The 22,356-nt window shown below is 60.9% G+C and carries 20 protein-coding genes; 4 read left to right on the top strand and 16 right to left on the bottom strand.

From position 1 onward, the window contains the following. Positions 1 to 70 precede the first annotated feature (70 nt). Together Q1A52_RS08285 and Q1A52_RS08280 are read right to left on the bottom strand one after the other, a co-directional pair. On the bottom strand, positions 71 to 529 hold the full coding sequence (locus tag Q1A52_RS08285) for an Lrp/AsnC family transcriptional regulator (RefSeq protein WP_300013428.1): 459 nt from the start codon (positions 527 to 529) through the stop codon (positions 71 to 73). Next, positions 526 to 981: an Lrp/AsnC family transcriptional regulator gene (locus tag Q1A52_RS08280; protein ID WP_300013425.1), complete on the bottom strand. Its 456-nt coding sequence runs from the start codon at positions 979 to 981 to the stop codon at positions 526 to 528. Before Q1A52_RS08280 ends, Q1A52_RS08285 begins: the two co-directional genes overlap by 4 nt. Positions 982 to 1,117: 136 nt before the next feature. On the opposite strand from Q1A52_RS08280, the gene ilvC reads away from it, so the two are divergent. Both ilvC and Q1A52_RS08270 read left to right on the top strand, forming a co-directional pair. Further along, positions 1,118 to 2,140 (top strand): ketol-acid reductoisomerase, encoded by a 1,023-nt coding sequence (gene ilvC / locus Q1A52_RS08275; RefSeq protein ID WP_299961679.1) that lies wholly within the window; start codon positions 1,118 to 1,120, stop codon positions 2,138 to 2,140. 91 nt (positions 2,141 to 2,231) lie between these two features. Continuing rightward, positions 2,232 to 3,152 carry a DMT family transporter gene (locus Q1A52_RS08270; RefSeq protein ID WP_300013420.1) on the top strand — a complete coding sequence of 307 codons (921 nt, stop codon included), beginning with the start codon at positions 2,232 to 2,234 and terminating at the stop codon, positions 3,150 to 3,152. A gap of 8 nt (positions 3,153 to 3,160) precedes the next feature. On the opposite strand, the gene glmM is transcribed toward Q1A52_RS08270, so the two are convergent. From glmM to Q1A52_RS08225, 9 genes are all read right to left on the bottom strand, one after another. Next, entirely contained in the window at positions 3,161 to 4,507 is a 1,347-nt protein-coding gene (gene glmM, locus Q1A52_RS08265) for a phosphoglucosamine mutase (protein ID WP_300013417.1), read from the bottom strand. After that, positions 4,500 to 5,513 carry a dihydropteroate synthase gene (gene folP, locus Q1A52_RS08260; RefSeq protein WP_300013414.1) on the bottom strand — a complete coding sequence of 338 codons (1,014 nt, stop codon included), beginning with the start codon at positions 5,511 to 5,513 and terminating at the stop codon, positions 4,500 to 4,502. The genes glmM and folP overlap by 8 nt, the downstream gene beginning before the upstream one ends. A 3-nt stretch (positions 5,514 to 5,516) precedes the next feature. Further along, positions 5,517 to 6,440: a dihydroneopterin aldolase gene (locus Q1A52_RS08255; RefSeq protein WP_300013411.1), complete on the bottom strand. Its 924-nt coding sequence runs from the start codon at positions 6,438 to 6,440 to the stop codon at positions 5,517 to 5,519. A 94-nt stretch (positions 6,441 to 6,534) separates the two neighbouring features. Then, positions 6,535 to 7,131, bottom strand: a complete 597-nt coding sequence (locus tag Q1A52_RS08250) for a cell wall hydrolase (protein WP_299777633.1) — start codon at positions 7,129 to 7,131, stop codon at positions 6,535 to 6,537. A 199-nt stretch (positions 7,132 to 7,330) separates the two neighbouring features. After that, positions 7,331 to 9,895 (bottom strand): putative PEP-binding protein, encoded by a 2,565-nt coding sequence (locus Q1A52_RS08245; RefSeq protein WP_300013408.1) that lies wholly within the window; start codon positions 9,893 to 9,895, stop codon positions 7,331 to 7,333. 55 nt (positions 9,896 to 9,950) lie between these two features. Beyond that, on the bottom strand, positions 9,951 to 12,179 hold the full coding sequence (glyS, locus tag Q1A52_RS08240) for a glycine--tRNA ligase subunit beta (RefSeq protein WP_300013405.1): 2,229 nt from the start codon (positions 12,177 to 12,179) through the stop codon (positions 9,951 to 9,953). After that, positions 12,179 to 12,700 (bottom strand): DUF6446 family protein, encoded by a 522-nt coding sequence (locus Q1A52_RS08235; RefSeq protein ID WP_300013402.1) that lies wholly within the window; start codon positions 12,698 to 12,700, stop codon positions 12,179 to 12,181. The genes glyS and Q1A52_RS08235 overlap by 1 nt, the downstream gene beginning before the upstream one ends. Next, positions 12,697 to 13,056 carry a glyoxalase superfamily protein gene (locus Q1A52_RS08230; protein WP_300013399.1) on the bottom strand — a complete coding sequence of 120 codons (360 nt, stop codon included), beginning with the start codon at positions 13,054 to 13,056 and terminating at the stop codon, positions 12,697 to 12,699. Before Q1A52_RS08230 ends, Q1A52_RS08235 begins: the two co-directional genes overlap by 4 nt. Next, a complete protein-coding gene (locus tag Q1A52_RS08225) occupies positions 13,053 to 13,994 on the bottom strand; it encodes a glycine--tRNA ligase subunit alpha (RefSeq protein ID WP_300013396.1) in 942 nt (313 codons plus the stop codon). The genes Q1A52_RS08230 and Q1A52_RS08225 overlap by 4 nt, the downstream gene beginning before the upstream one ends. 165 nt (positions 13,995 to 14,159) lie before the next feature. Here Q1A52_RS08225 and Q1A52_RS08220 point away from each other — a divergent pair, with 165 nt between their 5' ends. Further along, entirely contained in the window at positions 14,160 to 15,935 is a 1,776-nt protein-coding gene (locus Q1A52_RS08220) for a serine protease (protein ID WP_367278013.1), read from the top strand. A 136-nt stretch (positions 15,936 to 16,071) separates the two neighbouring features. Beyond that, entirely contained in the window at positions 16,072 to 16,353 is a 282-nt protein-coding gene (locus tag Q1A52_RS08215) for a hypothetical protein (RefSeq protein ID WP_300013390.1), read from the top strand. Between the two features lie 6 nt (positions 16,354 to 16,359). Here the strand turns inward: Q1A52_RS08215 and Q1A52_RS08210 are convergent, their stop codons facing one another. From Q1A52_RS08210 to metZ, 5 genes are all read right to left on the bottom strand, one after another. Further along, positions 16,360 to 17,952: a thiamine pyrophosphate-binding protein gene (locus Q1A52_RS08210; RefSeq protein WP_300013387.1), complete on the bottom strand. Its 1,593-nt coding sequence runs from the start codon at positions 17,950 to 17,952 to the stop codon at positions 16,360 to 16,362. 1 nt (position 17,953) lies between these two features. Further along, a complete protein-coding gene (locus Q1A52_RS08205; protein WP_300013384.1) occupies positions 17,954 to 19,402 on the bottom strand; it encodes a TrkH family potassium uptake protein in 1,449 nt (482 codons plus the stop codon). 60 nt (positions 19,403 to 19,462) lie between these two features. After that, positions 19,463 to 19,702: a hypothetical protein gene (locus tag Q1A52_RS08200; RefSeq protein WP_300013381.1), complete on the bottom strand. Its 240-nt coding sequence runs from the start codon at positions 19,700 to 19,702 to the stop codon at positions 19,463 to 19,465. 167 nt (positions 19,703 to 19,869) lie between these two features. Next, the gene (gene folE2, locus Q1A52_RS08195) at positions 19,870 to 20,973 is read right to left on the bottom strand and encodes a GTP cyclohydrolase FolE2 (RefSeq protein ID WP_300013378.1); all 1,104 of its coding nucleotides are present in this window, start codon (positions 20,971 to 20,973) and stop codon (positions 19,870 to 19,872) included. Positions 20,974 to 21,127: 154 nt separating this feature from the next. Beyond that, on the bottom strand, positions 21,128 to 22,309 hold the full coding sequence (gene metZ, locus Q1A52_RS08190; protein ID WP_300013375.1) for an O-succinylhomoserine sulfhydrylase: 1,182 nt from the start codon (positions 22,307 to 22,309) through the stop codon (positions 21,128 to 21,130). Between the last annotated feature and the right edge of the window lie 47 nt (positions 22,310 to 22,356).

The following is a 22,356-nucleotide window of genomic DNA, read 5'->3' as shown; positions in this document are numbered from 1 at the left end:
GTCTACTTGGGTATACAAGCATGGCCTCCGGGCAGGGCCTGCAGCCAATCGGAAACCTGCGACGCCGACCTTAGGCAATCGGGCCCGCGCGCCGCTCTTCGCTGAGCAGCACATTCGCCTCGACCTCCCCCACGCCCGGCAAGGTCATGATCCGCCGCCGCAGCACCCGTTCGAAATCCGGTAGATCCCGCGCGACCACCCGAAGGCGGTAATCGTAGAGGCCAAGGATATGCTCCACCCGCTGCACTTCGGGAATGGCGCTGACGGCGCGCTCAAAATCCTCAAGGCTCACCCGGCCTTTTGTCGCCAGTTTCACGCCCAAGAACACCGTGACGCCAAACCCAAGCTTTTCTGCGTTCAGCCGAAGCCGCCGCCCGTTCAAGATACCGGCCATCTCCAGCTTTCGGATACGGCGCCAGGTTGCCGGTTGCGACAGGCCTAGCCTGCGCCCCAGCGCACCGGCACTTTGTGTCGCATCCCGCGTCAGGGCGCGCAGCAAGGCCCGGTCCAGATCATCCAGATCGATCATAGCGGCAGCGCCTCTTCATCCTTGATCTGCGCGATCTGCATCAACGCCTCGATATCGGCGATATGCGGCAAGGTCAGAACGCGGCGACGGTAGATGTCCTGATAGTGCGGCATGTCGCGGGCGATGATGTTCAGCCGCACGTCCACCCGGCCCAGGAAGGTCTGGATTTCGGTAACCTCGGGCACCGCGCGCGCGGCTTCGATGAAGTCGTCAAAGGCGCGGGCCTGTGTCTTGTCCAAGGTGATACGCAGCGAAACCTCAACCGCATATCCCAGCGCGGCCCAGTCGATCACAGCGCTGATACCTTCGATCACGCCGATCTCCTGCATCCGGGCCAGACGCCGGGCCGCTTTGCCGGAAGTAATCCCAACCCGCTCGGCCAGTTCGGCGGGACTGAGGCTGGCATCGGACTGCCAGTGGCGCAGGAGCCGTCTGTCAACATCGTCAAGCATGAATTTTACGCAGTTTCATTTTTTAAAGAATGAATTTTCCGAATAATCTGAAAATCATCGCCCCTGAATAGCTGTTTCTCTGCACCTCGGCCAGTACAGTGCCCGGCAGGAGAAATCAACTCAAAGGACCGCCGATATGCGCGTTTATTATGATCGCGATTGCGATGTGAACCTGATCAAGGACATGAAAGTGGCCATTCTGGGCTACGGCAGCCAGGGCCACGCGCATGCGCTGAACCTGCGCGACAGCGGCGCGAAGAACCTCGTCGTCGCCCTGCGCGACGGCTCGCCCTCCGCCGCCAAAGCCGAAGGCGAAGGCCTGAAGGTCATGGGCATCGCCGAAGCCGCCGCCTGGGCCGACCTGATCATGTTCACCATGCCCGACGAACTGCAGGCCGAAACCTACAAGAAATACGTGCACGACAACATCCGCGAAGGCGCAGCGATTGCTTTTGCCCATGGTCTGAACGTGCACTTTGGCCTGATCGAACCCAAAGAAGGCATCGACGTGGTCATGATGGCCCCCAAAGGCCCAGGCCACACCGTGCGCGGCGAATACACCAAAGGCGGCGGCGTGCCTTGCCTGGTTGCCGTGGACAAGGACAGCTCTGGCAAGGCATTGGAAATCGGCCTCTCCTACTGCTCCGCCATCGGCGGCGGTCGCTCCGGTATCATCGAGACCAACTTCCGTGAAGAATGCGAAACCGACCTCTTCGGGGAACAGGCCGTACTCTGCGGTGGTCTGGTCGAGCTGATCCGTATGGGGTTCGAGACACTGGTCGAGGCGGGCTATGCCCCCGAGATGGCCTATTTCGAGTGCCTGCATGAGGTGAAGCTGATCGTCGACCTGATCTACGAAGGCGGCATCGCCAACATGAACTATTCGATCTCGAATACCGCCGAGTACGGCGAATATGTCTCCGGCCCGCGTGTCCTGCCGTATGACGAAACCAAGGCGCGGATGAAAGCGATCCTGACCGACATCCAGACCGGCAAATTCGTGCGGGACTTCATGCAGGAAAACGCTGTGGGTCAGCCCTTCTTCAAAGGCACGCGTCGCATCAACGACGAGCACCAGATCGAAGCCACCGGCGAAACCCTGCGCGGCATGATGCCGTGGATTTCCGCTGGTAAAATGGTCGACAAGGCAAAGAACTGATCCTTCGATCTGGATCGAAACATACTCAGATCCAAATGCGCTGGTTTGAACGGGGCGGAGAATTTCGCCCCGTTTTTTTAGGAATACCCTTATGACCGCGCGCCCCGACATCACACTCAAAAGCTGGCTGATGGTCGGTATCCTGGGGTTCACCTGGGGTGGCACGTTTCTGGTGACCGAGATCGCGCTGGAAGGGGTGACACCCTTCTGGCTCGCAGCGGGGCGTATCGGCTTTGCGGCCCTGCTCATGACCGCCATCTGGGCAACCTTGGGTTTTCGCCTGTTCGACACCCCGGCGACGCGCGGCGATTGGGCGGCGGCAACGGTCATCGGAGGGCTTAGCTCTGCGGTGCCCTTCATGCTGCTGGCCTGGGGCCAGCAATTCGTAACCTCCGGGTTTGCGGGGGTCTCCATGGCTGCGGTCGCCCTGATCGTCCTGCCGCTGGCGCATTTTCTGGTGCCCGGTGAAGCGCTCACCCTGCGCAAGAGTCTGGGCTTCGTCATCGGGTTCGTCGGCGTCTGCGTGCTGATTGGCGCGCAGGCCTTCGAGACTACGGGCGCGTCAATGGAACCGGCAGGCAGGATGGCCTGCATCGGGGCCGCATCCTGTTACGCAGTGTGGTCAATCTTGATGCGTCGTTTGCCGCCGGTGGACACCATCGGGCTGTCAACGGTGCTCTTGTTGATCGGCGCCATGATCGTCTTGCCGATGGCCTGGATCGTGGAGGGGCCACCCCCCTTGCCGGATCGCAAGACGATCATCGTCGTCGTTTTGCTGGGTCTCATCCCGACCGCAGCGGCAAATTTGCTGCGCGTGCTTGTGGTGCGCGGGGCCGGGCCGGTGTTCATGTCGCTGACCAACTACCAAGTGCCCATCTGGTCGGTGGTCCTCGGCGCCCTGATCCTGGGCGAACCACTGCCACCATCGCTGTTGTGGGCCCTTGTGCTGATCCTGGCCGGCGTTGGATTGAGTCAATACGGTGCGCTCAGACGGCTTTTTTCAAAAAAGTAGGCCCTTTGCTAAACAGAGACGGCGTCTGCCACGGCTTCGACCACACGGTCAACGGCGCGTTCCATCAGGTCCGCGTCCTCATGTTCTGCCATGACCCGCACCAGGGGTTCCGTGCCCGATTTCCGGATCAACAAGCGCCCTCGTCCGGCCAAATCGGCCTCGGCCTGGGTGATTGCCGCTTTTACATTCTCAACTTCAAGCGGGGTTTGACCCACAGAAAACCGCACGTTCTTAAGCAATTGCGGGATCGGCTCAAAGTTATCCAGAAGGGCGCTAGCCGGCTGCCCGGAGCGCATCATTTCGCCCAGAAACTGCAAGCCAGCCATCAGGCCATCGCCCGTGGTCGCATAATCCGACATCACGATATGCCCGGATTGCTCGCCGCCGAGGTTGAACCCCCCCGTGCGCATGCGCTCTACCACGTAGCGATCCCCGACCGCCGTGCGTTCCAGCCGCAGCCCCTTGTCGGTCAAAAAATGCTCCAGCCCAAGGTTGGACATGACGGTTGCGACCAAGGCGTCATTGGCCAATCGGCCTTCAGCCGCCCATCGCGACGCCATAAGCGCCATGAATTGATCGCCGTCCCCCACCTTGCCACGCTCATCGAGCAGGATAACCCGATCCGCATCGCCATCGAGGCAAATGCCGACATCCGCGCCATGCGCTACAACCGTTTCCGCAGCCATCTGCGGATGTGTGGAGCCACAGCCATCGTTGATGTTGTGCCCATTGGGCGCCACACCCACTGGAATGACGGTCGCTCCCAACTCCCACAAGGCTTCCGGTGCGACGCGATATGCAGCCCCATTTGCGCAGTCTACAACAACTTTAAGACCGTCCAATAACTGCTGGCGAGGAAACGAAGATTTCACGCGCTCGATATAGCGGAAACGCCCGTCGTCGATCCGCTTCGCACGTCCGATATCGGAGGCTTCAGCGGAATTGACACCTTCGGCAATAATGCCCTCGATCTCCGCCTCCATCTGATCGGACAGCTTGTAGCCGTCCGGACCAAAGAACTTGATCCCGTTGTCGATGGCCGGATTATGGCTCGCCGAGATCATCACCCCAAGATCAGCCCGCATCGAACGTGTCAAAAGACCGACAGCCGGCGTTGGCACCGGTCCCAGGAGCAACACGTTCATACCCGTCGAGGTCAGACCCGCCGTCAGCGCGTTTTCAAACATGTAGCCTGACAGCCGCGTGTCCTTGCCAATCACCACCCGGTGAACGCTCGATCCATCCCGGCTGAAATAGCGCCCGACAGCGGCCCCAATGCGTAGGGCCATCTCCGCCGTCATCGGATACGTGTTGGCGGTGCCGCGCACCCCGTCTGTTCCAAAGAGTTTATCCATGCGCGCAACCTGCCATGCTCGCGCGCCAGAGTGCAATGGCCTGAACGGTCTCCGGCACGTCATGAACGCGCACAATTTGTGTCCCATGTTTCAACGCCGCGAGCGCAACAGCCAGCGATCCCGGCATCCGGTCCCCCGCCGCCTCCGCCTTTCCAATCGTGCCAATGAACCGTTTGCGCGATGCCCCCAGCAAAATCGGCACGCCCAGCCCGTGAAAGAGCGATAGCCGCGCCAGCAAGGTCAGATTGTGATCAAGCGTTTTGCCAAAACCGATGCCCGGGTCCGCGATGATTTGCGACCGCTGGACCCCTGCCCGCACCAGATTTGCAATCTGGTCATCGAGGAAGTCATAGACGTCCAGCAGTACGTTGTCGTACTGCGGGTCTTTCTGCATGGTGGCCGGATCGCCCTGTGCGTGCATCACGCAAACGGGCGCGCCGCGTTCCGCGCAGAGTGGTGCAAGGCCAGCGTCAAAGGTGAAACCGGACACGTCATTGACCACTGTAGCCCCTGCATCCAGCGCGGCGACGGCCACGGCAGCCTTTCGGGTGTCGATTGAAATCACCTGTGACACACCCGCTGCACGGATGGCCTCAATGGCCGGTGTGGTGCGCGCGATCTCTTCCTCTTCGGACACAAAGGCGGCGCCCGGCCGGGTGGATTCGCCACCGACATCAAGAATGTCAGCCTCTGTCATAGACAAAGCCCCGGCGCACGCCGCAGCAACGGAGTTATGCTTGCCACCGTCAGAAAAGCTGTCGGGCGTCGTGTTGAGAATACCCATGACGCGCGGACGATCCATGGTCAGCCCCGCAACAGGACCTCGTGGGGTGATCAGGGCATTAAGGGCATCCGCGTTAATATCGGTTGCGGGCAGTACGCGGGGCCCAGCGATGCGTGACAACACCTCGACGTCGGTAAACCAACCCCAGCCTCCCGCCAGATCAAATGCAGTTGAAGGTCGGGCGATATCTGTCTGAACTATAGGTCGAAAATACTCTTTCATAGCTCAGAGCGTGGCGTGCAGAGCGGAGATGGCGCGCAAGGGCACAGATGCCTCTTGCGGAAGGTCTGCGCCAATCACGATCATCTCGCCTGCGTCAAAAGTCGCCGCAAACCATGCGGCCAGGGCCACCGCGTCGCGCGGCTGTGCAGAGGGTCCGTCCACCGCATCCAGCACGATTTTCGACGGTGCCCAGACGCAGGTTTGTCCATTACGCATCGCCCAATCGAGTTCTGTCCGGGTATCCACAACCACGCAGCGGTCATCCTTGGAGGCCAGCACCCAGGCGTTTTGCTCGATGGCGAGCAGATCAATCCGGCGTTGGGCCATTCTATGCGCGACCTGCGGGGCGGCGGTGTCGGAGGCGCCGACGCAAAAGATCAGGGGTTTTCCACAGGCTTCCAGCTGGTCAATCCAGCCTTTGAGGTGATCCGATGCGATGGCGTCATTGCTGAGATAGACCAGTTCCGGTTGCGGGGCGGGCCCCTCTTCGACACGCGCCGGGGCGGTTTCCTGCCGCGCCCGCACGATTTCGACCCCAAGCGCACCGGAACCTCGGTCCAGTTTTTCGATCCGCACGAACGCCCGCATGGCCTGTGGCTCCAGCAGGATGCGTTCTGCCACCCGCTCGGCCAGCGTTTCCAGCAGGTTGAGCCGCTCATCCGACAACTCAAATGCAATCGCTTCGGTTACCTTGTCATAGCTGAGGATGCGATCCACATCGTCGTCAATGGGCGCATCCAATGGTTGAACCTCGACCACGACATTAAAACAAATGCGCTGCGTAACGCCCCGCTCGGCCTGAAAGGCACCGATTTCAACTTCGACGATGTAGTCACGCAGTGAGATACGGTCGAGCGGGCCGACATCCGCGGTCGCCTCCGACCGTTCGGAAGGATGCGCAAAGGCAAGTCTGATCTCGGAACTCATCGGACGGGCTTTCTGTTACATTCGGGCAGCCGTCACGATAGACGACGCCTGCCCTTTAACAGTCTTCAGAACGGCGCGCCAAGACCCGAAAGCGTCAATTGCTCGCCGTGCGCCACGTATGGCGGTAAAAGACGTGAACGCCGATGGCTGCGGTTTTTGTGTAAACACGGCTCCAGCGCGGGTTCACCGCCGTCGTGTGATAGTGTGTTGCCCCTTCGGTCAGCTCGGGTGCCACGCCGTCCAAAGCAGCGCGTGCCACTTTCGACACACGTTCATAGGCGCGCGGCTCGGAGATGACTTCCTTGTGGCCATCACATGTATAGGTGAACTGGCACTGGTACTTTTTGCCTGTGCCCTGATTGATCACACCACAGGCCGAGCTCGGAAAGCGGTCCGACTGCACCCGGTTGAGGATGACTTCGGCGACGGCAAACTGACCTTTGACAGTCTCGCCCCGTGCCTCGAAGTAAAGCGCCTCCGCCAAGCATTGCAATTCGTCACCGCCCCGCGCCTTGGGTTGTGCATCAACCCAGCTCTTCGAGAACTCCAGCGGATCCGATTTTCGTGTGGTCAAAGTGGTGTCCTGCATCCGGCGTACAGTCACCGCCTGCAAGTCAGCTTCAGATGATTTTTCAGATTGGTCACCCTGACGGGCAAGGCCCGGATCGGCCACAAAAAAGCCCAAAAGCAACCCTAATGACAACGATAAAATCGTTTTGCAGATAACACGCACGACGCGTCCCCCAACGGCATTTCAATGGGCGTGCTCTACAGATAATAAAAGTTGACGTAAAGTTTACGGCCGTAAAGATGGTTAACGTCGGCACGCAACCGCTCAACACGTCATCCTAGAAAACACTATATATTGAATATGTTAGAGGGCAAAAACACTACATATTGCTTGATATCGCAAGCTGTGCGGCAGCTAGTCGCGCCACCGGAACACGGAAGGGAGAACAGGAAACATAATCAAATCCCGCGTCTCGGCAGAATGCAATTGATTCGGGGTTGCCCCCATGCTCCCCGCAGATGGAGAGCGTGACATCAGGCTGTGCCGCCCGCCCTCTTTCTGCCCCAAGTTTGAGCAATTCGCCCACGCCTTCGGTATCCAGCACGTGGAATGGGTCCTCGGGAAAGACACCCTGCTGCACGTAGTCGGACATGAACCGCCCCGCGTCATCGCGCGACAAACCGTAGGCCATCTGGGTCAGGTCGTTTGTGCCAAAACTCAAGAATGCGCAATGCGGCGCAATATCGGCGGTGCGCAGTGCCGCACGCGGTGTTTCGACCATGACCCCAAGACGGTAGTTGAAATCCATGTCCGCTTCATTGCGCACAGCCGCCGCCACCGCGTCGATGAAGGTCTTGACCAGTTCCACCTCCCGCCGTGCCGACACGAGCGGGATCATGATCTCCGGCACCACTGCGGACCCTTCGACGCTGGCGGCAATCGTGGCCTCGAAAATCGCGCGGGCCTGCATTTCGTAGATTTCCGGCACGGTCACGCCGAGCCGTACGCCGCGCAGCCCGAGCATCGGGTTGTACTCCGACATCGCTTCGATGCGCTGCGTCACATGCGACAGGGGCAGGTCGAGCGCTTCGGCCAATTCACGCTGACCGGCGCGATCCGTCGGCAGGAATTCGTGCAGGGGCGGGTCGAACAGCCGGATGCATACCGGTTGCCCCTTCATGATCCGGAAGAGTTGTGTGAAATCGTCCCGCTGCATCGGCAACAAGCGCTCCAGCACCGCGCGGCGATCTTCGGAGGTCTCCGCAAAGATCATCTCGCGCATAACCGTCAGCCGCCCCGGTTCAAAAAACATATGTTCGGTCCGACACAGACCGATGCCTTGGGCGTTGAAGTTTCGTGCCGTCTGCGCGTCGGCAGGCGTGTCTGCATTGGCCCGAATGCCGATGTCACAGAAGGACGATGCCCAATCCATCAGCTTTTGAAAGCTTTCATCAAGCGCTGCCTCGCGCATCTCCGGCGCACCGGCCAGCACCTCGCCGCTGGAGCCGTCGACAGTGATGATCTCACCGGCATTGAACACGCGACCATCCTTGGTGATCAGCTGCTTCTTGCCGCGATTGAACCGCATGTTGGAGGCGCCCACCACGCAGGGCAGCCCAATACCACGCCCGATCACGGCGGCGTGGCTGGTGATCCCACCGCGCTCCGTCAGGACGGCGTGGGCGGCGTGCATCCCGCGAATGTCCTCAGGCGAGGTTTCCCGGCGCACCAGAATGCACGGGTCTCCCCGCGCCGCACTGGCCTGCGCATCTGCGGCGGTAAAGACGATCTGTCCGGTGGCGGCCCCCGGGCTCGCCGCAATGCCCCGCCCGATCACGTCGCGTTTCGCCAGCGGGCTGACCTGCCGGTGCAGCAATTCCGACAGCGTGCGGGGTTGGACCCGCATCAGGGCTTCGGCCTGCGGTATGATCTTGTCTTCGGCCAACTGAACCGCGATCCGCACGGCGGCCTGGCTGGACCGCGCCACGCGCACCCCGTCGAGGATGAAAAGCCGGCCGTTTTCGATCACGAATTCCACCTGCATCTCTTCGCGCAGCTTGTGACGCATCAGGGCCGCATGGGTTTTCAGCGCGGCAAAGGCATCGGGCGCCAGTTCTTCCAGCGACGGCCCCCGCGGATCGCGCCCGAGGTAAAGCGCCGCCGCATCGCCTTCCAGTGCATCGCGCCCCTGGCTCTGGCTCAGGTAGCGACCGGTGATCTGCGGCAACCCCGTCTCGCTATCGACCAGTTGCAGCACACCGGAGCCGCATTCCCCCTGCCCCAGCCCCAGCGCCATTTCCTGCACAACAAGGCCTAACCCGGCATCCACCGGCGCGCCCTTCGCCTGGCGCAACAGGCGCGCCGACGTCCCGTCCCAAGCGCGGGCCATCGATTTCAGAACAGCCGCCAGTTGCTCCGCAGGGTCGTTCGGAAACGGCTCTTCCAACTCCGCTTCATAGGCGCGCAGGGCTTCGGTCAACCCTTCACATCCTTCCCCCTGCACATCCTCGAACACATCCGGGTCCAGGCGCGCGACATCCACCGCGTAATTCTGCACGAACCGCGTGTAAATCGCGCGCGCAGCATCAGCGCCCAGGCGGCCTTTGAGCGCATCCAGCCGGGTTCTATTCATACCGATGTTCAGCACGGCCCCCGGCCCACCCCAGTCAGGGTCCTGAGACGAGGGGCGGACACAGAGCAAGGTACCGTCTGGAAACTGCGAGACAATCGCCGTGATGTCCGGCAACTCGCCCCGCGCGATCCGCTGCACCGCGTCAAAGGAGAGTGCCACGGTGCGCGGCACTGGCAGATCAAGCCGTACCAGCCGCTGCAAACACTTCGCCCGCCCACCATGCGTGGTGTTCGCGATGGGCGCCTTGGCGGTTACAAGCGTGGTGTTCGGATTATTCTGCACTGCAGCACCCTCATTGTTCCGGTGCAGCATAGGCCGTAATGATCGGCTGGCAAGGCTTTCCGCGCGCCGCTGGACGGGCCCGGTCTCAGCCCTCGATGCGCGTCAGATCGGCGACGGATGTGCAGAGCTTGGTGATCCGGCTCAGCAGGTTCAGCCGGTTGCGCCGCACGGTGGCGTTCTCGGTATTGATCATCACCGCCTCGAAAAACGCATCAATCGGGCCGCGCAGTCCTGCGAGTGCGGTCATGGCCGTGGCGAAATCCTGCTGTTGCAGCGCCGGTTCGATCTGTCCTTCGGCCTGATCCAACGCGGCAAAGAGCGCGCGTTCTTCGTCGGTCTCCGCGAACTTGACATCGGCGCCGTAGGAATACTCGACCCCATCCACCTCCTGCGCTTGCGTAAGAATGTTGTTGGCCCGTTTGAACCCCTGGATAAGGTTCTCCCCGTCCTCGGTTTTCAGCACCTCCAACAGCGCCCGCGCGCGCTTCGCGAGAAGCGTCAGATCGTCATTGCCCTCCATCGCGATGCAGGCGTCAATGATGTCATGCCAGATGCCTTGGTCTCGAAGGTAGACTTTGAGGCGGTCGTGTAGAAACGTGCCGAGTGCTTCAGTCTTCTCTTCAGTGAAGTGGAAAGAACGATCAGCAATCTCTTTTACATATTCGTCGGATAGGCTGTCGGTTTCGTCACGGATTCTTTTCACCAGCTCCGGATCGCCAATTAGCTGGGCGGCTGAAACTAGTTCGGCAGCATTGATCGCCTCGCGCTTGCCAACGGATCGACCTAGAAGTGTTGCGTAGGCGCTGAAGAAAACTGGCACGAATTTTAGCTCTTGTTCATTCTCAACGACTATTCGAATTAGCCCTAGCGCGGCTCTACGCAGCGCAAAGGGATCTTTGCTGCCGGTGGGCTTCTCATCAATCGCCCAGAAACCTGTGAGCGTGTCGATCTTGTCAGCCAACGCAACGGCCACCGAAACCGGTGCGGTCGGTACACCATCGGATGGACCAAGCGGCGAGTAGTGTTCTTCTGCCGCAGCGGCAACCGCCGCGCCTTCACCTAAAGCGTCGATGTAGTACCGCCCCATAAGCCCCTGAAGTTCTGGGAATTCATAAACCATCTCTGAGCTCAGATCAGCCTTGGCCAGACGCGCGGCGCGTTCGGTCTGATCTGCATCTGCCCCCACCATCGGGGCCAACTCGCGGGCAAGTGCCGCGATGCGGTCGATCCGCTCGGCCTGGGTGCCGAGCTTGGCGTGGAAGGTCACGTTCTTCAGTTGCTCCAGCCATGGCTCCATGCCCGCTTTGGCCACGCGCAGGTCGTTCTCCCAGAAGAATTTGGCATCCGCCAGCCGCGCCGACAGCACCTTTTCATTGCCCGCCAGGATGGTCGCCCCATTGTCGGCGGTCTCGCGGTTGGCCACGGTGATAAAGCGCTCGATCCGGCCCGTCTTGGGGTTGCGCACGGAAAAGAATTTCTGATGCTCCTTCATCGAGGTTTGCAGCACCTCCGGCGGCAGATCGAGAAAGTCATCCGCGATGCGTCCCATCAGCACGACAGGCCACTCCACAAGGCCCGCCACCTCGGCCAGAAGGCCTGCGTCCTCGACGACCTCCAGACCGTTCGCAAAGGCCATGTTGGTCGCCTCATGCCAGATTGCGTCCGCGCGCTCGGCGGGGTCGAGCACCACGTATGCCCGCTTGAGCTTTGCGGTATAATCCTCGAAGCTCACAACAGAAAATGCATCTGGAGCCATGAAGCGATGCCCCCGCGTCCGGTCGCCCGCCACGAGGCCGTCCACATCAAGCGGCACGACCTGCGCGCCCGCCTCGTCGCTCAGGATGCACAGGATCGACTGCAACGGCCGCACCCAGCGCAGCGACCCGGCGCCCCAGCGCATCGACTTCGGCCAGGGGAAGCCGCGGATGGTCTTGTCCAGCACCTCGCCGATGATCTCGGCAGCAGGACGACCCGGTTTTTCGATCCGCGCAAAGAGGACCGCCCCCTTGGGTGTGTCACGCGCTTCCACCTGGTCGCGAGTCAGCCCTGCACCGCGCAGGAACCCCTCGATGGCCTTCCCCGGCGCGTCCGCGCGCGGGCCCTTACGCTCTTCAACGGTGGCCGGGCTCGCGGCCAGCACCCCCTCGACCGTCAGCGTCAGGCGGCGCGGCGTCGAGAACGCCGCTGCCGAGGCATAGGTCAGCCCGGCCTCGACCAGACCGTCGGTCATCAGCTTTTTCAGATCTTCCCCCGCGCGGCGCTGCATGCGGGCCGGAATTTCCTCGGAAAAGAGTTCGATCAGCAGGTCGGGCATCAGGTGTCATCCAGTCTCGGGCATTCCTCGCCCACAATCGTTCCGTCATAGGCTTTTTCGCCGCAGTCATTCAGCTCGTGCCAGATGTAGCCGCGGCCATCGTCAGTTATCACCACGATCCGATCGACCCCGAAGGCCACGTTTTTCTGTCCCAGAAACGGCAGCGCGGTACCGGCCTGCATCTCTGCCGCGATGGCCGCGGCATCAAAGCAGTCGAACCAGTCGGGCGCGTTGCGCGGCGTGGCGCGCTCCAGTCCTACGTAGGTTTCCGTGAGCATCGCCAGACTAGACGGGGTCTGAAAACAGGCGCGGAACCGGATCGGCGAGCTGTCGGCATCGATGGCTTCGATGGCCTCGGTGCGGATCGGCTCTGGTACGCCCGACGTTAGCGAAACCAGTTGCACCTCCGTCATCTCGGCGGTGACTTCTTCATAGAAACCGTAGACCTGCAGGTAATAGAGCGCTGCCCCCGCAACGACGGCCGAGATCAGGATGACACTGCCCACGATCTTGCCGTTCATCCCGCGTCTTGCCCGAAGCACAGGACATTGCCGTCGGGGTCGGTCACCTCGATCTCGCGCATGCCGTATTCGGTCACCCGAGGCCCCTTGAACGCCTGCCCACGCGCCGTAAGATGCGCGACCAGACCATTGAAATCACGTGGATAAAAGTAGGCGCGCCACTTGTCATAGGCCGCCTCTGGCCCGTCCCAGGACACCAGGAAAACCTGTGCCTCTCCCGCGCGGAAAATGCCGAACCCGACCACCGGCTCGCCCGCCTCTTCCTTCGCCTCAAAGCCCAGCAGGTCGGTGTAGAAGGTTTTGGCGCGCGCATAGTCCGACACGCGGATCACGGGCGTTGCGTTGGAATAGCTCACGCGGCGCCCTCCGGCTGCCAGCCGCCTGCCGCCGTCTGCACGAAGGCATCGGCACACAGCTTGGCCAGCGCGCGTACCCGCCCGATGTAGGCCTGCCGCTCGGTGACCGAGATCACGCCACGCGCGTCCAGCAGGTTGAACAGATGGCTCGCCTTGATGCATTGATCGTAAGCGGGGTGCACCATGACGATGCGCTTGCCGGTCTTAGGGTCGTCGTGCGGCGCATCAAGGATTTCGCGGCAATGGGTCTCTGCCTCGTCGAAATGACGCAGCAAGACATCGGTGTCGGCCATGTCGAAATTCCAGCGCGCATATTCTTCTTCGGTCTGCTTGAAGACGTCGCCATAGGTCAAGGCAATTGGTGTCTGCGGGTCATTGAAGGGCATCGCCATCACGTGATCGACCCCCAGCACATACATCGCCAGCCGTTCGAGCCCGTAGGTCAGCTCGCCCGACACGGGGTGGCAGTCATGCCCGCCCACCTGTTGGAAATAGGTGAACTGGCTCACCTCCATCCCGTCGCACCAGACCTCCCAGCCCAAGCCCCAGGCGCCCAGCGTCGGGCTTTCCCAGTCGTCCTCGACAAAGCGGATGTCGTGCAGCGCCATGTCGATGCCAATGGCCTCCAGCGAGCCGAGATAAAGCTCCTGCAGGTCCGGCGGGCTGGGTTTGATCAGCACCTGATACTGGTAGTAGTGCTGCAGCCGGTTCGGGTTTTCGCCATAGCGCCCGTCGGTCGGTCGGCGCGAGGGTTGCACATAGGCCGCAGCCCAGGGCTGCGTGCCCAAAGACCGCAAGGTGGTCGCCGGGTGAAAGGTCCCTGCACCCACTTCCATGTCATAGGGTTGCAGCACCGCACAGCCCTTGGCCGCCCAGTAATTCTGGAGCCGCAGGATGATTTCCTGAAAGGATTTCGGCGCAGTGGTCGTATCGGACATGGGGGTGGAGCCTCGGGCTGGTCTTGCGCGCCTTTCCTACGTGTGTGTGCCGGGTGCGTCAATCGCGCCACGACTGATATTTCGGGCCTTCATCATATGGTAAACGGCGCGGTTTCCTGATTATCTATGCCGAATTTCCAAAGCCCAGAGGTGAGCGGTCTAATGATGCGGTTTTTGATGGTATGTGTGGCGCTTTTTGCCACGGTCGGACAGGACGCGCGCGCGCAATCCGCAGATGCGGTCGTTTGGGTGCAGATCGAAGCGCAGCCAAACCTGCAGGACGGGCTTGACCGGGCAGAGGACTACGCCCGCAGGCTTGAGGATGTGAACGGCTTTGCCCTGGGCGGCGGCTGGTTCGGCATCGTGCTGGGTCCCTATACTGCCGAAGATGCGCAGCAGGTCTTGCGCGTCTACCGCGCCGAAGGGCTGATCCCACGAGACAGTTACATCGCCTTCAGCACGTCGTTGCGTCAGCAATTCTATCCGCAGAATGCCGATCTGTTGCGGCGCGGCGCGCTGACGACGCCCGCACCGCAGGAAACCCCACAGATCACCCCTGAGGAGCAACCTGCCCCCACCGAAGAAACACCAGAAGTGCCGGAACAGGTCACAGCCCTACCGGATGAGACCCCCGCCGAGGCCCGCCGGAGCGAGCGGACCCTCACCGCAGCTGAACGGCGCGGGCTGCAGATCGCGTTGCAATGGGCCGGGTTTTACAATGGGGCGATTGATGGCGCCTTTGGCCGTGGCACGCGCAATTCGATGGCGGCCTGGCAGGCGGCAAATGGGTTTGAGGACACCGGCATTTTGACAACGGCGCAGCGCGCGGCTTTGATCGGACAGTACAACGCCGTGCTCGAAGGTCTGGACTTGCAGCGTGTGGCAGACAGCAAGACCGGTATCGAACTGTTGCTGCCCACCGCTCTCGTGGCGCTGGACCGTTACGAGCCGCCCTTTGCCCAGTTCAACGCAACGGGTGATGGTGTTGCGCGGGTCCTCCTGATCAGCCAGGAAGGTGACCGAAACACGCTCACCGGCCTCTACCAGATCCTGCAAACGCTGGAGATCGTGCCGCTGGAGGGCGAACGGTCGCTGGATCGCAACAGTTTTTTGATCATCGGGCGCAACGATGAGATCGTGAGCGAAACACGTGCCCGTCTCGAAGATGGCCAGATCAAAGGTTTTACCCTGATCTGGCCTGCGGGCGACGAGGAACGGCGGACGCGCGTTCTTGCCGAGATGCAGGCGAGCTTTACCCGGTTGCCCGGCGTTCTGGACGCGGCAGCAGGCGATGCATCGGGCCAGCAGATCGATCTGATCGCGGGCCTGCAAATCCGCAAACCGCGCCTGTCCCGGTCCGGATTTTACGTGGATGGACGTGGCGCGGTTGCCACCACATCCGATGCGGTGCAAAGTTGCACGAGGATCACGCTGGATGAGGAAATCGAGGCCGAGCTGAGTACGGTGGACGCCGGATTGGGCATAGCCATCCTGAAACCCGCCCAGACGCTTGCCCCGCCGCAGGTCGCGCAGTTCAGCCCGATTCCGCCACGGCTTCAGTCCGATGTTGCCGTTGCCGGCTATTCCTACGAAGGCATCCTCGAATCCCCCAGCATGACCTTCGGCACGCTCGCCGATCTCAAAGGGTTGCGCGGGGAGCAGGACCTGAGCCGTCTCAGCCTGACCAGCCTGCCCGGCGATGCCGGTGGCCCGGTCTTTGATGCGAACGGGAATGTGCTTGGCATGCTGCTGCCCCGGGGCGGCGGTGAACGGCGACTGCCCGAGGAAGTGACTTTTGCCCTCGCCGGGTCAGCCATCGCGCAGGTGATGGAAAAGGCCGGTCTGGTACCAGGGGCCCGTAGCGGCACAGAAGCTCTGGCACCCGAAGATATCACTACCCGCGCCGTAGGCATGACCGTGCTGGTCAGTTGCTGGGAATAAGCACAAAATCGTCTCAAATCTGCCCTAAAGAAAGGGTCCCCTCACCCCCATCATTTGCGATGCGTTAATCCCCGAACGCCATTCTCTGCTCGCGTGGGGGCGCATCGTATTTCGGTACGAGCATGGAGTGAGTGAGATGCTTAAACACTTTATGGCGCTGGCCCTCGGCTCAGCGCTTGCGCTACCAGTTTCCGCTGAAGGAATCTCGGCTGGTTCGACTAAAGCGACGATGGTGAACTACACGTCACCAATGATGCCGCCTGCAAACTACCGCGGGCAATGGTGGACGTCGCCGGACAATTGCCAGTATTCCCGCGCGGGCCGTCCGGGTGAAACCGTATGGTATCTGATCGTGAATACCGCACATGAAGGCTGCGCTCAGCGGCTTGTTCAACGCGCCTATTCCGACTATCAGTAACTGGCGCTACTCGGTCAGTTCCGGCGTGATGTAAATCAGCGTCGGGCCTTGGGCCGCAAAAGCTTCCGTGACGGCGTTCTGAAGAGCTTCAAAGCTCTTCGGAGCCGCCGCGCGGGCGCCAAACGCTTCCGCTAATTTGCAGAAATCCGGGTTTTGCGCGACCACAGCGTTCGGCGCGATTTGCGCACGGATCATGCTGTCCTCGATTTCCTTAAGTTTGCCGTTGTCCCACAGGATGATCGGGATAGGCAGGCCCAGTTCGACCGCCACACCCAACTCCTGCATCGTGTAATGGAACCCATAGTCCCCGATCATCGCCATCGTCGGCTTGCCACGTCGCGCGACAGCCCCACCAATGGCAGCAGGTGCGGCATAGCCCAGCGTGCCGAAGCCATAGGGGTGATGCCAGTGACCGGGACGATCCATGTCCCAGATCTCCTTGGCGACATAGGAAAGTTGGGTCATGTCGGAATAGATCATCGTATCCGCTGGCACGACGTCCCGCAGGGCGTCACAAATTGGCACGATGCCGGGCCGCTCCGCATCGGTTTCAGCCCGCAAGCGGGCGCGGGTGGCGGCGACATCATCGGCGCGCCAGTCGGTCGTTCCCGGCGCCGCCTCCAGCGCAACCGCAAGCGCGGTCAGCCAGCCAAGCGCGTCTGCCTGATGGGCATCATCTGCTGCCCCGGCCCGTACAAGCACCTGCGGATCGAGATTGACGTGAATGGCTGGACACGTGTGGCCAGGTTCCTCGCGCCACAAGTCCACTTCGGCCAGGTCCGTGCCGACAAAGATCACAAGATCGGCCTGGGCGAAGACATCAGCACTGCCCGGGCGCGCCAGGGAAGCACCAAAATGCAGCGGATCGTCGGGCGCGACGATCCCGCGCCCGGCGTAGCTGGTAAAGGATGCAGCTTTCGACCTCTCAAGAACCGCGCGCGCCGGACCGTCTTTGCCACCTGCCCGAACAGCACCACCCCCAAAGACAAAAAGCGGTCGCTGAGCATTGCCGATTTGCTTTGCGGAGGTCGCCACAGCGTCCTGATTGACGCCAGGCAGCCGCATGGCGCGCGGCGCGGGTGGTGCTGGATCGGCATCCGCAACCAGCTGTGCGATGGGTACCTGAATGTGCTTTGGCAGTGGGCTTTGCGTCTGAAATTCCGCAAAAGCGCGCGCCACCAAAGCATAGGCAGCATCAGACGTTTGCGCTTCCTCTGACCAGTCACAAACCGTCTCGGCTGCCGCGCGCTGGTCTTTCATCTGGTGCAGCTGCCCCTTGCGGGCAGCAACCTCGTCGAGGCAGCTGGAAATCACCAGCATCGGCACCGAATCCGAATAGGCCTGTCCCATTGGCGTCATGATGTTGCACAGCCCCGGCCCGGTGATCACATAGGCCACCCCGGGCTTGCCGGTTGCGCGCGCATAACCGTCCGCCATGAAACCCGCGCCCTGTTCGTGCCGCGCCAACACATGGGTGATGCCCGCCTCTTCGATCCCGCGGTACATTTCCTGATTGTGCACACCGGGAATGCCAAAGATCACATCGACGCCACGATCCTTGAGCATATGCGAAATCTGCGCGCCCAGCGGCCTTTGCATATCAGTCTCTCCAGAAGCTAACGGTCAGAATGGCGTAGACGGCCAGAAGTTCGAGGCGTCCCAGCAGCATGGCGAGAGACAACAGCCACTTGGCCGTATCGTTCAGGCCGGCAAAGTTACCGGCTGGTCCGATCCTGTCGCCCAGGCCCGGACCAACGTTCGACAGGGCCGTGGCGGCCCCGGACAGCGATGTGATGAAATCAAGGCCGGTCAGGCTGAGGGCGACGGCAAGAAGCCCCAGCGTCACCACGAAGAACATGAAAAAGGAGATCACCGAACTGAGGACATCCTCGCCCACGGGTCGTTTGTCATAGCGCACGACAAAGACGCCATTGGGCGAGCGGATACGCCGCAGCTGCATCTTGATGGAGGCAAAAAGCAGTTGGTAGCGAAAAACCTTGATCGAACAGGTGGTGGAGCCCGCGCAGCCCCCGATCAGGCCGATGAAAAAGAACATCGCAATCGGCAAGGCGCCCCATGTCATGTAGTTGGCCGATGCATAACCGGTGCCGGTAATGATCGAGGTCACGTTGAACAGCGCCTCGCGGGATGATCTGCCCCATTCCTGCGGAAACGTCTGGAACAGAACGGCCGACATGATGGCCACGATGACCAGCAGTGTCAGGACAAAGACCCGTATCTGGCTGTCCCGCCACAACGGTGCGGCCTGACCGTTGATCAGCTGCACGTAACGCACGAAAGGCAGGGCCGCGAGGATCATGAAAAACGCAGCCGCAATCTCCAGGTTGCCTTTGAAAACGCCAAAAGACGCGTCGTAATTTGCGAACCCACCCGTCGACACCGTGGTCAGCGCATGCACGGTTGCGTCAAAGGCGTTCATGCCAAGAACAAGATAGCTGAGCGCACAAACCATCGTCAGACCAAGGTAGATACTGGAAATCTGGCTGGCGATCTGTCCTGCGCGGGGCAGGATTTTCCCCATGGTATCAAAGGATTCGGATTTGAAAATCTGCATGCCGCCAACACGCAGTTCGGGCAGAAACACCATCGCCACAACGATGATGCCGATCCCGCCGAGCCACTGCAGAATGCCGCGCCAGAGCAGCAGCCCCTTAGGCAGGTCCTGCAGGCCTGAAAACACCGTGGAGCCCGTGGTGGTCAACCCCGACATCGCCTCGAAAAACGCATCCACAAAGCGGGCCTCGGTTGCGCCGAAGACAAAGGGCAAGGCGCCAAAAAGCGGCAGGGCCACCCAAACCCCGGTCGTGAGCAGAAAGGTCTGCTGGATCGTGAGGCCTTCCTTCACGCCATTGGCGCAGGCCAGCGCGATCAACCCGCCCGCCAGCATGGTGATCAGCGCCGACTGGATGAACACCGGCCAATGATCGCGGCCTTCCGCAATATCGACCAGCATCGGCAGCAACATCGCCGCGCCCAGCACGGCAACCAGCAGACCGATCACATATCCAACGGGGCGCAAGTCCAACATGCGCGCAGGGTTGGCTGCGCGCAGCGGCAGTGTCAAGCGGATGCGATAGAGACCCGCGCGTCAGATGTAATAGAGGTCGTGAAAGACGTGATGAACGATGTCGTCACGCTTGATGTTCATCGCCGCCAGCTCTTCATCGGATTTCGCCTGCAGCGCCTGCACCTTGTTGACACGCGCGGTGTAAGAGCTCGACACGATCATCGCTGTGCCGACGGATGACAGGAAACCGCGCACTGCGCCGTAGATACCGTGAAGTGCACGACCGAGACCACTGTCGATATGAGTAGATTGATACGCCATTGGAGATCCTTACTTAGTGTTAAATCTCCTCCCGTTGCGACTAACATAAGGGGTTGCTTCTCAAATGAGAATTGCAACTTCTGCATAGCCGCTATCGGATTATGCCGCGCCGCAGCAAAAAGCCGCACCAGAGAAGGGCGCGGCTTTACCGGTTCTCAAGAATTGCATCAACCGACGTGGAACAGCGTGTTGAAAAGCTTTGGATCAAAGCTTTCGGCAGCGAACGTGTCGCCTTCCACCAGAATGCTGACCGCGTCATGGCTGTGCAGGCTTTCCTGATGGCTGGCGATGATCCTGAAATCACCGACCCGCACGTCGGCCTGCATCTGTTCGCAGAAAAGCCGCGCCGCATCTTCGACAAAGATCGGGTTGGCCGCGTTCAGCTCTGCAAAGGCCTGTTCGTCCTCACGCTTGACCATGACCTGCGTTTCCGTGGGCACGGCGCGGCGGCAGGCTTCGATCAGATCTTCGAACCACAGGCATCCCGCGTTTTCATCGATCTCCACCGACACGCGCGCAACAGAGCGTTGCGAATGTGGCGTGGCAAGCTGCCCGCGGGTGGCGCGCGCGTGCTCAGACAGCTCCAGGGAACAGGGGCAGGTCGACGAATAGACATAGTCGAGGTGCATGATCTTCTTGCGCACGCCGCCCTGCTCCACCAATTCCAGCGCGATATCATAATACTGGTAGCCCGAAAGGCCGGACCGCAAGCTATCAACTTTCATCGGAAAGCTGAACCGCATCTGGATGCGTGCGTCAAAACTCTCCAGGTCGGTGATGTAATCGTCCAGCGCACCCTCGATCACCTCGAAACTGAAGGTCTCTTCGGCGTGCTTGTAGAAGGACCGCATGATCCGGGACATGTTGATGCCCTTCTTGTCGGCCTCAAGACTGACAGAACCGGTTACCGATGTCTCCAACGTCAGATCACCGTTATCCCGGGTATGGAACCGGATGGGCAGCCGAAAATTGGAAATGCCCACATGTTGAATTTGCTGTTTCGCGCCACGAATGAGGCTGGACGGCCCGTTCTGCAAATCAGGCAGCGTGGATTTATAGCCGTCATCGGTTGCGAAGTCTTCGGGGTAGTCCCGTGAAAACGCCGGATAGGCGACCGTATCGCTGCCCGGGATGAGCCGCGCAACCGACGGGTCCAGCTCAAGAATCTCAGTGGTCGTCGCGCCTTTTGCCCAGTTTCGCAGAACGGCGAGCGCTGTTTCTGCTTCCTCGCGATCCGGTGTGGCATCAAGTACGGGTGTGTGGATGTTCATCGCTATGTCCCTCATGACGGCGTCTGGCTTAAAGATAGGGCGCGCAGGCGGCCCGGCCAACTCTCCTCACAAATACGTCAGGATCAAGCAACAAGATCAGTTTTCACACAAAATTCCTGACAAGGGGAAAATCTGGCGCGCGTTGTCAGTTTCGTCAGGCCTTCTCCAGCGCTTGCAGAATGTCAGCCACCAGATCCTCGGGGTCCTCGATGCCAACGCTGATGCGCACCAGACCGTCGGTGATCCCCAAAGCATCCTTCTGATCCTGCGGCAGGCGCTGGTGGGTCGTGGTGGCCGGGTGGGTCATGATGGTTTTCGCATCGCCCAGATTGTTGGAGATCACACCAACCTCGATGGCGTTCAGAAAGCGAAAGGCCGCCTCCTTGCCCGCGTCCAGATCGATCGACAACACCGTGCCGCCCTGCCCCATCTGGCGCTGCACCAGATCACTTTGCGCGTGGCTGCTATGGCCGGGATAGATCACCCGTGAGAGTTTTGCGTGACCCTGCAGCGCCTCCGCGATAGCGGTTGCATTGGTGGTCTGGGCGCGGACCCGTAGATCGAGCGTCTCCAATCCCTTGAGCATCACCCAGGCCGTGAAGGGGCTCATCGATCCGCCCGTGTGCTTCATGTAGGGCTCAACGGTCTTGCGGATGAACTCCTGCGTGCCAAGGATCACGCCCCCCAGCGCGCGACCCTGCCCGTCAATGTGTTTGGTCGCGGAATAGATCACGACGTCTGCTCCCTGCACCACGGCATCTGACCAGACAGGCGTCGCAAAAACGTTATCAACCAGTACCTTGGCCCCTTTAGCGTGGGCAAGTGCGGCGACACCGGCGATGTCCACAACCTGCAGTGTCGGGTTGGAAATGGATTCGAAAAACACCGCTGCGGTGTCGTCCCGAATGGCTGCCTCCCATGCCGAAAGATCGGTGCCATCGACAAAACTCACCTCGACACCAAAGCGGGTCAGCACCTCTTCGAGGACATAGAGACAGGACCCGAACAAGGCGCGGGCGGACACGACATGATCGCCAGCCTTGAGCATCGATGTCAGCGCGCCCGACACCGCCGCCATGCCGGAGGCCGTGGCAAACGCATCTTCCGCCCCCTCCAGCGCGGCAATGCGTTCTTCGAACATCGCAACCGTCGGATTGCCGTAGCGGGCGTAGATAAACTCATCGGGTCCAGCCTCTAGAAACCGCGCTTCGGCGGCCTCGGCCGTGTCGTAGACAAACCCCTGTGTGAGAAAAATGGCCTCGGATACTTCGCCATATTGGCTGCGGCGCGTGCCGCTGTGGACGGCGCGGGAGCGTGGTTTCAAATCACGTGTCATGTCTTCATCTCCAGCCCTCATCGGGCACAAAAAAACCCCAGACGCGG

This window comes from uncultured Roseobacter sp. (assembly GCF_947488185.1).
GTDB lineage: Bacteria > Pseudomonadota > Alphaproteobacteria > Rhodobacterales > Rhodobacteraceae > Roseobacter.
The sequence above is the reverse complement of the archived record's forward strand: the minus strand, read 5'-3'. Positions and strand labels throughout refer to the sequence as shown.

What these genes read in the sequence shown, in the direction of transcription:
- Q1A52_RS08280 (WP_300013425.1), bottom strand. Translation starts at nt 981, where the DNA reads ATGCTTGACGATGTTGACAGACGGCTCCTGCGCCACTGGCAGTCCGAT.
- Q1A52_RS08245 (WP_300013408.1), bottom strand. Translation starts at nt 9,895, where the DNA reads ATGCTGCACCGGAACAATGAGGGTGCTGCAGTGCAGAATAATCCGAAC.
- Q1A52_RS08285 (WP_300013428.1), bottom strand. Translation starts at nt 529, where the DNA reads ATGATCGATCTGGATGATCTGGACCGGGCCTTGCTGCGCGCCCTGACG.
- Q1A52_RS08225 (WP_300013396.1), bottom strand. Translation starts at nt 13,994, where the DNA reads ATGTCCGATACGACCACTGCGCCGAAATCCTTTCAGGAAATCATCCTG.
- glyS (WP_300013405.1), bottom strand. Translation starts at nt 12,179, where the DNA reads ATGCCCGACCTGCTGATCGAACTCTTTTCCGAGGAAATTCCGGCCCGC.
- folP (WP_300013414.1), bottom strand. Translation starts at nt 5,513, where the DNA reads ATGAAAGAGTATTTTCGACCTATAGTTCAGACAGATATCGCCCGACCT.
- Q1A52_RS08205 (WP_300013384.1), bottom strand. Translation starts at nt 19,402, where the DNA reads ATGTTGGACTTGCGCCCCGTTGGATATGTGATCGGTCTGCTGGTTGCC.
- metZ (WP_300013375.1), bottom strand. Translation starts at nt 22,309, where the DNA reads ATGACACGTGATTTGAAACCACGCTCCCGCGCCGTCCACAGCGGCACG.
- Q1A52_RS08200 (WP_300013381.1), bottom strand. Translation starts at nt 19,702, where the DNA reads ATGGCGTATCAATCTACTCATATCGACAGTGGTCTCGGTCGTGCACTT.
- ilvC (WP_299961679.1), top strand. Translation starts at nt 1,118, where the DNA reads ATGCGCGTTTATTATGATCGCGATTGCGATGTGAACCTGATCAAGGAC.
- Q1A52_RS08255 (WP_300013411.1), bottom strand. Translation starts at nt 6,440, where the DNA reads ATGAGTTCCGAGATCAGACTTGCCTTTGCGCATCCTTCCGAACGGTCG.
- Q1A52_RS08220 (WP_367278013.1), top strand. Translation starts at nt 14,160, where the DNA reads ATGCGGTTTTTGATGGTATGTGTGGCGCTTTTTGCCACGGTCGGACAG.
- Q1A52_RS08215 (WP_300013390.1), top strand. Translation starts at nt 16,072, where the DNA reads ATGCTTAAACACTTTATGGCGCTGGCCCTCGGCTCAGCGCTTGCGCTA.
- Q1A52_RS08235 (WP_300013402.1), bottom strand. Translation starts at nt 12,700, where the DNA reads ATGAACGGCAAGATCGTGGGCAGTGTCATCCTGATCTCGGCCGTCGTT.
- folE2 (WP_300013378.1), bottom strand. Translation starts at nt 20,973, where the DNA reads ATGAACATCCACACACCCGTACTTGATGCCACACCGGATCGCGAGGAA.
- Q1A52_RS08270 (WP_300013420.1), top strand. Translation starts at nt 2,232, where the DNA reads ATGACCGCGCGCCCCGACATCACACTCAAAAGCTGGCTGATGGTCGGT.
- glmM (WP_300013417.1), bottom strand. Translation starts at nt 4,507, where the DNA reads ATGGATAAACTCTTTGGAACAGACGGGGTGCGCGGCACCGCCAACACG.
- Q1A52_RS08210 (WP_300013387.1), bottom strand. Translation starts at nt 17,952, where the DNA reads ATGCAAAGGCCGCTGGGCGCGCAGATTTCGCATATGCTCAAGGATCGT.